This is a genomic window from Streptomyces sp. NPDC050085, from assembly GCF_044460595.1.
Classification (GTDB): Bacteria; Actinomycetota; Actinomycetes; order Streptomycetales; family Streptomycetaceae; genus Streptomyces.
The window spans coordinates 169198-182476 of sequence record NZ_JBITJZ010000007.1 but is presented as its reverse complement, the minus strand read 5'-3'; the positions used below and the strand labels follow the sequence as shown (position 1 = coordinate 182476).

Sequence of the window (13279 nt, the reverse complement as noted above, 5' to 3'; positions counted from 1 at the left end):
GGCGTCACGCCTTGATCAGACCGGCGGCGCCGAGGGCGTCGGCCGCGACGGCGACGGCGTCGAACGGCAGCCCCGACCGTTCGGCGACGTCCAGCAGGCTGTGCCCGCCGTCGGAGAGGTTGAGCACCCACAGCATGGCGAGCTGGGCCTGCTTGGTGTCGCTGCGGCCGCCGAGGGCGTCGTACAACCCCCGCCTGCCGAGCTGGGGTTCGCCGTAGGGGCTGAGGTTGACGTACGTCCGGTTGCGGTCGAGGACGCCGATCGCCTCGCGGCACACGGCGAGGGTGTCCGCCATCGCCTCCGGGGAGACGAAGTCCGGGTTGTCCGCGGAGGTGTGGTACTCGGGGTATCCGGCGTACGGGGTCCGGCTGAGCGAGCCCACGCCGAGGTCGAACCCGGGCGAGCAGTACTGCCGCTCGTCGTAGCCGTACGGGGTGAACTCCTTGATGTGGTGCGGTCGTTCGGAGGTGGTGAGGACGTGGCGCAGGACGCGGTCGATCTCCGCGTCGCCGCGTCTGCTCTGTTTGTAGGTGAGCTGTCCCCGGTCGCCCGCGCAGGCCAGCACGAGGCCGTGCTTGACGCGTTCGATCCGCTCCGCGTTGCGGGCCAGCCAGGTGATCGCCCCGATGGTGCCGGGCGCGTAGATGAACCGGTAGGTGTAGTACGGGTTCTGCTCCGCCAGCGTCCGGGCGAGGAACGTCGCCACGGCGATGCCCGCCAGGTTGTCGTTGGCGAGGGACGGGTGGCAGACGTGGCAGGAGACGATCACCTCGTCCGGCACCTGACCGGGTATCACGTGCTCGGCGTAGCTGAGGTGGCCGTCCGCGAGGGTGGAGTCGATGCGGACCTCGTAGTCGCCGTCCGGCAGCGCGTCCAGGGTGTTCTGTGCGAGGCAGAATCCCCACTCGGGCTTGTAGTAACTGGTGCGGTACGGAACCCAGTCCGGCTGGTCCGGGAGGGTGTGCAGGTGGGCGCGGAGCTCGCTGAGCGGCAGGGTCGTCGACACCGGCACGCTGTAGCCGAGCACGTGCAGGCTGGACGCGGCGAAGTCGACGACCCGGTTGCCCGCGGGGTCGGCGATGTACGCGTCCCTGATGTTCCACTCCTGCGGCACCGTCCAGTCGAGCACCTGCGTCCCGGTCGGCACCTCGTGCCGGTCCAGGGGGACGTACTCGCCGACGATGTCCAGGGTGGCGCGCACACCGTCGCCCGTGATGCTCCGGCACAGCGGGTAGAGCCGCTCCACCAGTGCGTGCATCTCCTCGCCGACAGCGGTCATCGGCGCCACCGCAGGGTGTCGTCGACGGCGCCCGCTTCGGATGCCGCGCGCAGCACGGCGAGGCGGGTGAAGCGCTGCTCGAAGTCGTCCCGGGTCAGGCCGAAGTTCCGGTAGGCGTCGCAGAGTTCGAGCGCGCCCCGCTTGACCGTCCACTCGCAGTCGAAGCCGGGGATCGCGGCCCGGAACCGGGAGAAGTCCACGCGGTACGAGCGCGGGTCGGCGCCGTTCTCCCCGGTGATCCGCACCTTCGCGCCCGACACCGCCTCGGCGACCTGTTCGGCGATCTCGGCGACCGTGACGTTGTTGGTCTCGCTGCCGATGTTGAACGCCCGGTCGTGCACGGCCTCGCGCGGCGCGGTCAGCGCGGCGGTGAAGGCGCGTGCGATGTCGGCAGCGTGCACGAGCGGGCGCCAGGGGGTGCCGTCGGAGAGCACGAGCACCTCGCCGGAGAGCAGGGCGTGGCCGACCAGGTTGTTCAGGACGATGTCGGCACGCAGCCGGGGCGAGAAGCCGAAGGCGGTGGCGTTGCGCATGAACACCGGGGTGAAGTCGTCGTCGGCGAGGGCGTGCAGGTCGTCCTCCACGCGCACCTTGGACTCGGCGTACGGCGTGACCGGGCGCAGCGGGGCGTCCTCGGCCACCAGCTCGTCGCCCCCGGCGGCGCCGTAGACGGAGCACGTGGACGCGTACAGGAAGCGCCGCACTCCGGCCTCGCGGGCGAGGCGGGCCAGGCGTACGGACGCGTGGTGGTTGATGTCGTAGGTGAGTTCGGGCGCCAGCGATCCGAGAGGGTCGTTGGAGAGCGCGGCCAGGTGGATCACGGCGTCCACCCCGGCGACGTGGTCGGCCGTGACGTCGCGCAGGTCCACCCGGTGTCCGGACGGGTCGGCGGGCGGCGGGCCGAGGACGCAGTCGGCGAACAGGCCGGCGTCGAGGCCGACGACGTCGTGTCCGGCGGCCGTCAGGACGGGGGCCATGATGGTGCCCAGGTAGCCCTGGTGTCCGGTGAGCAGTACGCGCAAGGTTCATTCCCCCACAGTGGAAGTGCCGAGGTCGAGCGTGAGTTTGGTGACGGCGAAGGCCTCGGCGTAGCGCGCCTGGCATTCGATGCCGCGGATCCGGGCGAGGCCGAGGAAGGCCTCGCGGTCGTACCAGGGGCGGTGGCGCTGCGAGGGGTAGTGCTCCTGCAGCAGCCGCACCTTCTCTTCGGCGACCTGAGGCGTCAGCGGCTGGTAGGCCGCCATCCGGCCGAGGTCGCCGTCCCATTTGACGATCTCGTAACCGAGGACGAGGTGGTCGCGGAACGCGGTCGGGATCAGCCGGGCGAGGCCGCGGTGGTCCTGGTGCGCGTCGTCGGTGCGCGGGGCGAGGATCAGGTCGGGCTCGGTCTGCCCGCGCAGTTCCTCGACGGCGGCCTTGGCCTCGTCCCAGTGCACGGGCATCCGGCCGTCCGGCAGTTTGAGGACGGTGAGGCGCAGGTCGGCGTCCGGGCAGAAGGCGGCGAGCGCGGCCCGCTCCTCCTGCTCGCGTTCGGTGCCGCCGCCGGAGAGGACGAGCGCGTCGACCCGGATGCCGGGGTGCGCACGGCACAGGGTGAGCAGGGTGCCGCCGGCGCCGATGGCGAGGTCGTCGCAGTGCGCGCCGACCGCCACGATCGCCTTCAGGCGCCCGGAGTTCAGCCGGATCACGCGCTCACCCCGGCGTCGTCGCGCTCCCAGACGGCCCAGGGGCGGTCGCCGCGGGCGTAGGCGGTGTCGAGCGCGGCGCGCTCCTTCACCGTGTCGGTCGGCTTCCAGAAGCCGCGGTGCTGGTGGGCCACGAGGCGTCCCTGCTTGGCGAGTTGGGCGCAGCCGTCGGCGACCAGGTCCCCGTCCTCCGGTATGTGGTCGAAGACTTCCTGGCGGAGCACGAAGTAGCCGCCGTTCTCCCACAGCGGCAGTTCGCTGACCGCGGTGATGCCGCCCACCAGGCCGTCCTCGCCCAACTCCACGCAGTGGAAGGAGGATTGGGGCGGCACGACCATCATCGAGGCACCGGCGTCGCGCTGGGAGAACTTCTCGATCATCTCCGGCAGCGGGGCGTCGGTGAGCACGTCGGCGTAGTTGGCGAGGAACATCTCGTCGCCGTCGAGGTGGTGGCGCACCCGGCGCAGGCGCTCCCCGATCGGTGACTCGATGCCGGTCTGCGCGAACGTGATGGTCCAGTCCGAGATGTCCGTGGACAGCAGCTCGGTCCGCCCGCCGCGCAGGACGAAGTCGTTGGACGTCGTCTCCTCGTAGTTGAGGAAGAAGTTCTTGATGTGATGGGCCCCGTAGCCGAGGCAGAGGATGAACTCCGTGTGCCCGAAGTGCGCGTAGTAGCGCATGACGTGCCAGATCAGCGGGCGCGGGCCGACCATCGCCATCGGCTTGGGCACGTCGTCCGCCGCGCCGCTGCGCATCCGCATCCCGTAACCGCCGCAGAACAGGACGACCTTCATGCTGTGACCTCTTTCGCGACGTCCTCGACGATGCTCAGTTCAGGGATGGGGAAGACCAGGCGGCCGCCCCACTCGTAGACGAAGGACAGCTGCTCGACGAGCTCGGTCCGCAGGTTCCACGGCAGGACGAGGACGTAGTCCGGCTTGTCGGCGGCTATCTGCTCGGGCGGCAGGATCGGGATGCGGGTGCCCGGGGTGAACCTGCCGTGCTTGTAGGGGTTGCGGTCGACCGTGTACGCGAGCAGGTCGGGCCGGATGCCGCAGTGGTTGAGCAGGGTGTTGCCCTTGCCGGGGGCGCCGTAGCCGACGACCGTCCTGCCCTGCTCGGCCGCCTCGATGAGGAACCGCAGCAGATCCCGGCGGACCTTGGCCACCCGGGCGGAGAACTCGGTGTATCCGGAGAGCTCCTGCAGACCGGCGGCCTTCTCCCTGGCCAGCACGTCGGCGACCCGCTGGGAGGGCTGCCCCGCCGCTTCGGCGGGACGGGCCCACAGGCGGATGGAGCCGCCGTGCGTGGGCAGCAACTCGACGTCCACCAGGGCGAGTCCACCGCTGGCGAGCGCCCTGATCGCGGACGCGACCGTGTAGTACTGGAAGTGCTCGTGGTAGATCGTGTCGTACTGGTTCTCCTCGATCAGGGTCAGCAGGTGCTGCACCTCGATGGAGACCCACCCGTCGTCGGCGACGAGGGCGCGCAGCCCCTGGGTGAAGCCGACCACGTCGGGGATGTGCGCGTACACGTTGTTGGCCACGACCAGGTCCGCCGGGCCGTGCTCGGCGCGGACGGCCGCGCCGGTCTCCGGGGACAGGAATTCCGTGAGCGTGGGCACGCCCGCGTCGCGTGCCGCGGCGCCGACGTTCACCGACGGCTCGATGCCGAGGCAGCGGATCCCCCGGTCCACCACGTGCTTGAGCAAGTAGCCGTCGTTGCTTGCCACTTCGACCACGAACGCGTCCGGGCCGAGGCCCGTCCGCTGCACCGCATCGGCGACGTAGGTCCGCGCGTGCTCCACCCAGGAGGTCGAGAACGAGGAGAAGTACGCGTACTCCTTGAACGTCTCCTCCGGCGTGATCAGCGGCGGGATCTGCGCCAGCCAGCAGTCGGTGCAGACCCGCAGGTGCAGCGGGTACGCGGGCTCCGCGTCGTCCAGTTGGTCCGCGGCGAGAAAGCTCTCGCACGGTGGTGTCGCCCCGAGGTCGACGACGCTCGCCAGCGTCGTCGAGCCGCACAGTCGGCAACGTGTCATTTACTGCCCCCCATTGATTCCGTCCCCCACTGGTTCCGGTGATTCCGACCGGCCCGCGATCGCGGAGCGGTACTCCTCCTCCAGTCGCTCGAGCCCGACGGCCGGGCTGAAGCGCTGTTCGTAGCGGCGCCGGGCCGCCTGGCCCATCTCCTGGTTGCGGGCCGGCTCGGCCGTGACCCGGCGCAGGCAGGACGCGAGCGAGGCGGCGTCGCCCGGCCGGTGCAGCAGCCCGGTCGTCCCGTCCTCGACGAGTTCGACGAAGGCCCCGTGACCGGCGGCGACCGCCGGGACGCCCGCCGCCATCGCCTCCGCGACGACCAGGCCGAACGTCTCCATCGCCATCGACGGAGCCACCACGGCGACCGACCGCGCCACCAGCTCGCGGCACTGTTCCGGGTCGAGCAGTCCGACGTGGCGCACGTCGTCCCGGCCCGCCGCCCAGGCGGTCACCTCCCGCTCGAGCGGGCCCGCGCCGGCGAGCACGAGCGGCACGCCGACTCCGCCGCTCGACGCGATCTCGTCCCACGCGGTCATGAGCAGGCGCACGCCCTTGGCCTCGGCGAGGCGGCCGAGGAACAGCACGTGCTCGCCGCCGCCCGTGCGGCGGGCGCCCGGCTCCGGCACGAAGTTGTGCTTCACCGTCAGCCGCTCCCCCGGCATGCCGGACCGTACGAGCACGTCGCGCTGGGCCGCCGAGATGCAGAAGAACCGCTCGACGCCGGACCACCAGCGCCGCCGGTTGAGCGTCAGACTGACCGCGAGCGGCACGGTCGCGAGCCGGGAGCCCCGGTAGCAGCCGTGCCGGACGGCGGGCAGCGACGCCTTCGAGCCGACGCACTCGGTGCACGCCCGGCCGTCGCGGTGCAGGGTGCCGGGCGGGCAGACCTGGGTGTAGTTGTGCAGCGTGGCGACGACGGGCACCCCGGCGTCGGCGCAGGCGGCGATGACCGCGGGCGACAGCAGCGGGAAGACGTTGTGGACGTGCACCACGTCGGGGCGTTCGGCGCGCAGCCGGGCGGCGAGCTCCTTGCGGACCGCGGGGTTCCACGGCACGAGGAGCGGCACCGCCGCCTTGCCGGGCAGGGACCGGGCGGCGATGTCGTCGCTGCGCCGCTCGAACACCTCGACCCGGTGGCCCGCTTCGCGCAGGAGCGCCACTTCCTGGTCGACGACCCGGTTCTCCCCGCTCGGCTGCGCCGACGAGTAGCGGTTGTGCACCACGAGAACATGGATGCCGTGGATGCCGTGGTTGCCGTGCATGCTCAGGTCAGCTCCGATCTGCGGGCCCATCGCGGGATGCGTCGTTGCGGGACCACGGGCGTCTTGAGGGACGCGGCGGTTGCGAGGGGCGGGGTCGCGGCGGGCGCCGCGAGGAGCGAGGCGGCCAGCGCCAGGTGCAGCAGGTACGGCGAGGCGTCGCCGAGTCCTGCCTCGGTGTACGAGGAGATCGCGACGTAGCTGATGAGGAAGATCGCGCAGGCCCTCTCCAGCGACGGCGGCCGCAGCAGCGCGACACCGGCGAGGACGACGATGATCGCCGCGACCAGGGTGACGCCCAGCAGGCCCTGCTCGTTGTAGACGGCCAGCCAGCTGTTGTCGATCGGCAGCCCGCCGAACGACTTGTCGCCCAGGCCCACTCCGAACACCTGCTCCGCGGTCGTGCGGGGCGCGGCGAGGAGGGCGTCCCAGACCTTGGCCCGGCCGGTGAGGCTGGTGAAGTACTCCTTGCTCTGCCCGCGCAGGAACCACGCCTGCAGTGCGGAGGCGAACCCCACCCCCGCCACCGTGCACACCACCACCGCCCAGGTGAAGAACCGGCGGGCGGCCGCGCTGGTCAGGACGAGCGAGCCGATCGCGAGGACCAGACCGGCGAGCAGGCCGACCGTGGCCGTCCTGGTGTGGGTCAGGGCGAGCAGGACGAGGGACGGCACGATGATCAGGGCCCCGCTGCCCCGGGTGGTCCTGCGCCCCAGCAGGAGCAGCACGGTGAGCCCGATGATCACTGCCGCGTACTGGCCGATCTGCGGCGGGGTGAGCGGCCACAGCGCGCCGACGAGCCGTCCGCCGTAGAGCTCGGGCATGGCCGCGCCCGGGGAGATGACCAGGCCGGCGGCCGCCGTCGCCAGCGCGACGAAGTACATCCGGATGTGGTGCCGGACGAACGTCACGCTCCCGTCCCACCAGCGGCTGAGCAGCCACAGCGTGGCGATGAACAGCGCGAGGCGGCCGCAGCGGAACAGCGCGCCGAAGCCGACCTCCAGGTTCACGCTGGAGATCACGCTCGGTACGAGGAGCAGGGTGAGCAGGGACAGGAAGGCGCCGGACCTGATGCGCAGCCTCAGGTTGAGCGCGAGCGCCAGGGCGAACGCGGCGACCAGCGCGCCCATGGTGGCCATCTGGATGAGCGAGCGGGGCAGCGGCACGATCGTCTTCGCCCCGGCGGAGCCGAGCGTGTTGAGGCCCAGCAGCGCCCAGACGATGCCTGCGGCCTTCGGTGTGCCGGCCGCGCGGGGTGCCGTGGTGTCCGGTGTGCCCGGCCGTGTGCCGTGGTCGAGTTCGGCGGTCATCTCAACCACCGGCCTTCGCGGCGAAGGTGCTGCCCGCGTCCTGCCGGTAGGGCGCGTCCTGCCACTGCCCGGAGTCGAGCTTCTGGTCGGTGTTCTGCGCGACGAAGCTCCACGGTCCGCTGTAGGTGTTGTCGTGCCAGCGGTTGGACTGCTTGAGGGTGATCGCGTCGGCGACCCGCTTGCCCTTGTACGGCGACCACTTCGGGTAGGTGCCGTAGTTGGACAGGACCGCCATGCGCCCGCACCCGGTCGTGCACTTGACGACGGACGTGTCGAGCACGAAGCGGTTGTCGTGGATGTCCACGCGCTGGGTCTTCCACCGGCAGTCGGAGTAGAGCGGCGCGGTGGCGATGGCCGGTTTCGCGCAGCGCTTGGTGTCCTTGACCAGCAGCGTGCAGTATCCGCTGGAGGTGTTGGCCGGGCTGTTGCAGAACCGGTCGGCGTTCTCCCACAGGGTGATGCCGTTCCAGTTGTTCTCCAGGACGTTCCCGTAGAACTCGAGCTTGTTCGTGCGGGCCTTGATCCGTGGCTCGCCGCCCGCCTCGGAGATGTAGACGGTCGCGTACGGGAAGGGGTCGCCGCGGTCGGCGTAGGCGCGGCCCTCGACCCAGTTGTTGCGCCGGATCGTATTGTTCCGGACGACCGCGTTGTAGCTGGTCTCGTACATCAGCGCGGCACCGTCGTTGGCCTCGATCAGGTTGCCCTCGATGCGGAAGTCGTTGTTGTTGTTGTCCGCCCACAGGCCGACGCCGCGGTTGTCGTGGACCCAGTTGCCGCGTATCTCGGCGCCGTTGACGGCCCAGAACTTGATGCCTCCGGTGCAGCCGCAGCCCGGCCGCTGCCGCTCCCAGTCGTCGGTGTTGTTGCCCACGATCTCGTTGTCCTCGACCACCAGGCCGCGGATGGAGTCACCGGTCTTGTACGCGTTCATGCCGTACTGGCCGTTGTCGCGCAGGCAGTTGGCGCGGACCTGCTGGCGGGCGCCGCCCATCAGTCCGGCGCCCGAGTTGTACTGGATCTTCGACTGCTCGATGACCCAGCCGTCGGCCATGTCGTGGTTGACGACGCCCTCGTCGGGCGGTGCCACGAAGTGCTGCACGGTCAGGTAGCGGATGGTGACGTCGGGGGCGGTGCCGCTGAAGGCGTAGTTGTTCTTCTTGCCGCCGTCGAGCACCGCGCCCGGGGCGCCGAGGTAGCGGTTCCCCTTCTTCGCCATCACCTGGGCGTAGCGCTCGGGTTCGAGCCTGTGCTTGCCCGGGCGCAGCCAGAACGTGGTGCCCGGCGGGTTGTTCCTGGTCTTCTCGGCCAGGTCGTCGACCACCTTGGGGTCGACCGTCACCGCGCCCGGGGGTGCCTTCGTGGGGCCGGCCGAGGGCTTGGCGCACACGCGGGCCGCGGTCACGGAGGGCGCCCCCGACGGGGCGGACGCACCAGAGGATGCACCAGAGGACACGGAGGGTCCGCGGGACGGTTTCGCCCCGGCGTCCGACGTGCCCGTGCAACCGGTCGCCACCAGCAGGACCAGGGCCACCGATGCCGAAGAGCCCGCCCAATTACGCCACTTCATCCCCACGCGTCCTCCCTAGCCGCGGAACCCGAGCACAGTGGTGAACTCCCCCGACTGCGCGGTGCCGTCGGCGAATCCGGTGCCGACCAGCGTCGTGGTGGGTTCCTTGCGTCCGAAGCCCGCGGAGTACCAGCCGAGCGGCGGTTCGCTCTCGCCGCGGTGCGCCCGCCAGGACAGCTGTCCGGGCAGGTCGAGCACCGCGGAGCGCCCTTCGCCGTCCCGTATCCAGGTGAGCGCCGCCCGGTTCCCCGTCAGGTCCGCGGCGATGTCCGGGCCGAGGTGGAACGTCAGCCGGACGGGCCTGCGGGGGCCGCGCACCTCGTCGATGATCGTCAACTCCTGTGTATCCGCCGCCAGTTCGACCCGGCGCCGGTGCACGGAGGGCTGGTAGCCGTCGTGTTCGGCGCTCCAGCGGGCCACGCCCCGGTCGGACGGTTCCACGGCCAGGACGCGGCTGCGGGCGTGCCGGGTCCACAGGAACGGGCCGCCGGAGACGGACTGGTCGGCGCCGTCGAGTTCCAGGGTGTTGTGGCCGAGGGTCGAGCGGAAGTACTGCCGCCACTCGGGCTGCCCGTGGTAGCAGTAGGTGCCCGGGTCGGCGAGCACGTCGACCCCGTCGTGCCGGACCTCCACGGACAGCGCGTCCGCGTGGGCGTGCGCGGCGATGGACAGGAAGCCGTGCGGACCGGCGTCGCAGCGGCACCAGATCTCACCGGGGCCGCGCAGGACGGTGAGCCCCGCGTCGGCGAAGTGGGCCGGCCGGCTCGCGGGACGGGTCACGTTCGGCCGCGCCGGCTTGATGAGCGCGGCGAGCAGCGGCGTGCGTACGTCGGTGCCGGTCACCGCCGGCCACCAGGCGAGGCGGCCGAACACGGCGTCCCCGGTGGCGAGCAGCGAGCCCCAGCGGTCGGTGCCCGCGCCGTCCACGATCAGGCCGTGTCCGTCGTCCGCGTCTCCCTGGCGCGGCGGCCGCAACCGGCTGTCGACGACGGCCGCGAGCGCGTCGGTCATCCGCAGCAGCACGAGGCGCGTCGACGCGGGCACCGGCACGTCGGCGGCGTCGGCCTCCGCCAGCGCGGCCAGGCCGAGTTCGAGGACGAGGCCGTGGTACTCGGAGGCCAGCTCGCGGTTGAGGCCCGAGCCGAAGGTGTTGCTGCGCAGATTTCGGTCCAGGGACCGCAGCGCAGCGGCCCGCCAGCGTGCCGAGGCGGGGAACCAGTCGAAGGCGCAGGCCGCGGCGAACTGTCCGGCGGCCTCGGCGATGACGTGGTTGTTGGCCGACGAGCCCCGGCTGGGGAAGGCGGCCAGCCAGCGCTGGTGGTGCCAGATCTGGTGCACGGCCACCGGGTTGTCCTCGAAGAGGGCGGCCGCGCCCGGCCAGTCGTCGAGCAGCCGCCGGATCCACACCCAGGACAGCAGCCGGATCCCCAGTTCGATGCCGCTGATCCAGTGCACGCCCCGCAGCGGCGGGTTGGCCGCCCACCACGACCGCAGGTGGTCGGCGACGCGCTCGGCGTACCGCTCGTCCCCGGTGACCGCGTAGGCGGCGGCGAGCACGGTGAGGTACTGGTGGCGGGACAGTTCCCAGATCTGCTTGATGTCCCCGACGACGTCCTCGTCGCGGTAGGGCACGCCGAAGGCGTAGCCGAACGGGGCCCTGCGCCCGGTCTTCGGGTCGTACCACCAGTCCGGGTCGACCAGGTCGTCGCGGACCACGCCGAAGAACTCGACGTGCCCGTACATCAGCCGGTCCGCCTCGGCGACGAGCCGCTTGGCCGCGTCCGGGGGCACGGCCGCGGCCGTCCCTGCGGGCAGCACGGCGGTGAACCGGGCGCCGCTCACACTCGGGCAGGTGGGCCGCGCCGACCGCCACCGCCGCCTGCGCACCGCGTCGCGCACCCGGCCGCCGACCTCCTGCGGCCCCATCCGGGACAGGCGTCTGAGGTACCAGCCCACGCTCATGGTCATCGCGGCCCCGCCAACGTCACGGGTGCGCCGGCGGCCAGGCCGGTGCCCACGGCGAGGGTGGCCGCCGTGGTGGCGGCCAGGGACTCCAGCGGCACCGGCATCGGACCGCCGGTCCGAACTGCCCTGATGAATGCGGCCAGTTCGGCGTTCTGCCCCTTGTCCCGGGCCTTGGGAAGCCGTGAACTGACCCACCGCTTGCGGCCGTAGACCGAGGCGCGCACGAAGTCGTCGAGGCGCAGCACCTTGCCGTCGGCAACCAGGTCGAGGGTCTCCTTGGGGAAGCCGGGCGCGCCCGTGGTGACGTAGCTGAGGGTGGCGGTGGAGCCGTCCGGGTAGCGCAGGACGATCTGCAGGTCGTCGTTGCCGGCCGGGGCGACCGCGTAGACGGAGACCGGGTCGGCGTCGAGCAGCCAGCTCGCCGTGTCGATGAAGTGGCCGCCCTCGCCGGCGAACCGCGAGCCCTCGGTGCCCTGCTGGAGGTACCAACTGCCGTGTCCCAACTGGCCCGCGTTGACCAGATAGCGCAGGCTCGCCGGGCCCGTCCGGGCGCCGAACCGCTGCTTGGCCTCCTGCAGGAGCGGCGCGAAGCGGCGGTTGAAGCCGACCTGGAGGCGGTCGTTGCCGCACTCCTGCACGGTCGCGAGGACGCTGCTGAGGTCGTCCTCGGTGAGGGCGAGGGGCTTCTCCACGAACACCGCCTTGCCCGCGAGCAGTGCCTGCCGGGTCAGTTCGGCGTGGGAGCTGTGCCGGGTGACGACGAACACCGCGTCGATGGTCTTGTCGCCGAGCACGGCGTCGAGGTCGGTGGTCGCCTCGGCGAAGCCGAACTTGCGCTGCGCGTTGGCCGCGGAGAGCGCCGTCGTGGTGACGACGGTGGCCAGCTCGACGCCGTCGCGCCCGGCCAGGTGCGGCAGCAGCATCGACGTCGCGTAGTTCCCCGCGCCGACGAACGCGAGCCGCACCGGCGTCTTCGCCGCCCGGGCAGGACCCCGCCGCACGTCCACCACGGGCACGGTCACCGAGGGGGCCTCGGCCGCCTCGGCCTCCTGGTCCGGATAGCGGAACAGCACGGCGACGGCCTTGAGTTCGCCGTCCTTGAGGTTCTGATACGTCTCCACGGCGTCGTCGAAGTCGGCGACGTGGGAGATGAGGGGCTCCACGTCGACGCGGCCGCGGGCGACGAGGTCGAGGAAGCACGCCAGGTTGCGGCGCTCGGTCCAGCGCACGTAGCCGATCGGGTAGTCGCGCCCTTCGAGCTCGTACGCCGGGTCGTAGCGCCCGGGGCCGTAGCTGCGCGAGAAGCGGACGTCGAGCTCCTTCTCGTAGTACGCGTTCCACGGCAGGTTCAGGCTGCACTTGCCGATGTCGACGACGCGGCCGCGGTCCCGTGCCAGGTGCGCGGCCAGCTCGACGGGCTGGTTGCTGCCGCCGCCGGCCGCCAGGTACACCTGGTCGGCGCCGTGTCCCTCGGTGAGTTCGGCGACGGCGCTCTCCACGGCCGCGGACGCGGGGTCGCCGCACGCCACGGCGCCCAGGCGCTCGGCGAGCGCGCAGCGGGCCGGATCGGGGTCGGCCCCGACGACGCGGACGCCCGAGGCGGTGAGGAGCTGCACCACCAGCTGCCCGATCAGGCCGAGGCCGATGACCAGGGCCACCTCGCCGAGGGCCGGCTCGCCCTGGCGGACGCCCTGCATCGCGATCGAGCCGACGGTGCCGAAGGCGGCGTGCCGCGGTGCGAGGCCGTCGGGGACCGGGGCGTAGAGGTTCTTCGGGACCCAGTTCACCTCGGCGTGCAGCGCGTGCTCGTTGCCCGCACAGGCCACGACGTCGCCGACCTTCACGTCGTCGATGCCGGCGCCGACCTGCTCGACGACCCCGCACAGCGAGTAGCCGAGCGGCGTGTAGGAGTCCAGCTTGCCCATCACCTTGCGGTAGGTGGCGGGCACCCCGTTGGTGGCCACGCTCTGCATGACCTTGGCCACCTGGTCGGGGCGGGAGCGGGCCTTGCCGAGCATCGACATGCCGGCCTCGGACACCTTCATGAGCTCGGTCCCGGTGGAGATCAGCGAGTAGGCGGTGCGCACCAGCACACCGCCCGGCTTGCATCCGGGCACCGGCACGTCGAGCACCGCCAGCTCGCCGCTCTTGTAGTTCTGCACTACCTGCTTCACT

Annotated in this window: 10 protein-coding genes; all 10 read right to left on the bottom strand. The window is 71.7% G+C overall.

Annotated features, from left to right (window positions below; translation table 11 throughout):
- Nucleotides 1–4: 4 nt before the first annotated feature.
- Genes ACIBUY_RS26115 through ACIBUY_RS26070 form a run of 10 tightly spaced genes read right to left on the bottom strand, consistent with a single transcriptional unit; the run spans nucleotide 5 to nucleotide 13278 of the window.
- Nucleotides 5–1288 (bottom strand): DUF4910 domain-containing protein, encoded by a 1284-nt coding sequence (locus tag ACIBUY_RS26115; RefSeq protein WP_365566063.1) that lies wholly within the window; start codon nucleotides 1286–1288, stop codon nucleotides 5–7.
- The gene (locus ACIBUY_RS26110; RefSeq protein ID WP_365566065.1) at nucleotides 1276–2301 is read right to left on the bottom strand and encodes an SDR family oxidoreductase; all 1026 of its coding nucleotides are present in this window, start codon (nucleotides 2299–2301) and stop codon (nucleotides 1276–1278) included. The genes ACIBUY_RS26115 and ACIBUY_RS26110 overlap by 13 nt, the downstream gene beginning before the upstream one ends.
- 3 nt (nucleotides 2302–2304) lie before the next feature.
- A complete protein-coding gene (locus ACIBUY_RS26105) occupies nucleotides 2305–2967 on the bottom strand; it encodes a PIG-L deacetylase family protein (RefSeq protein WP_365566067.1) in 663 nt (220 codons plus the stop codon).
- Nucleotides 2964–3758, bottom strand: a complete 795-nt coding sequence (locus tag ACIBUY_RS26100) for a glucose-1-phosphate cytidylyltransferase (RefSeq protein WP_365566069.1) — start codon at nucleotides 3756–3758, stop codon at nucleotides 2964–2966. The genes ACIBUY_RS26105 and ACIBUY_RS26100 overlap by 4 nt, the downstream gene beginning before the upstream one ends.
- Nucleotides 3755–5005 carry a class I SAM-dependent methyltransferase gene (locus ACIBUY_RS26095; protein WP_365566071.1) on the bottom strand — a complete coding sequence of 417 codons (1251 nt, stop codon included), beginning with the start codon at nucleotides 5003–5005 and terminating at the stop codon, nucleotides 3755–3757. Before ACIBUY_RS26095 ends, ACIBUY_RS26100 begins: the two co-directional genes overlap by 4 nt.
- Nucleotides 5006–6238: a glycosyltransferase gene (locus ACIBUY_RS26090; protein ID WP_365566125.1), complete on the bottom strand. Its 1233-nt coding sequence runs from the start codon at nucleotides 6236–6238 to the stop codon at nucleotides 5006–5008.
- A gap of 29 nt (nucleotides 6239–6267) precedes the next feature.
- Complete coding sequence (locus ACIBUY_RS26085) at nucleotides 6268–7572, bottom strand: O-antigen ligase family protein (protein ID WP_399153886.1); 1305 nt, start codon at nucleotides 7570–7572, stop codon at nucleotides 6268–6270.
- A gap of 1 nt (nucleotide 7573) precedes the next feature.
- Nucleotides 7574–9145, bottom strand: coding sequence for a right-handed parallel beta-helix repeat-containing protein (locus ACIBUY_RS26080; protein WP_365566075.1), 1572 nt, complete (start codon nucleotides 9143–9145; stop codon nucleotides 7574–7576).
- Between the two features lie 9 nt (nucleotides 9146–9154).
- Nucleotides 9155–11107 (bottom strand): alginate lyase family protein, encoded by a 1953-nt coding sequence (locus ACIBUY_RS26075; RefSeq protein WP_399153885.1) that lies wholly within the window; start codon nucleotides 11105–11107, stop codon nucleotides 9155–9157.
- A complete protein-coding gene (locus tag ACIBUY_RS26070; protein ID WP_365566079.1) occupies nucleotides 11104–13278 on the bottom strand; it encodes a bi-domain-containing oxidoreductase in 2175 nt (724 codons plus the stop codon). The genes ACIBUY_RS26075 and ACIBUY_RS26070 overlap by 4 nt, the downstream gene beginning before the upstream one ends.
- Between the last annotated feature and the right edge of the window lies 1 nt (nucleotide 13279).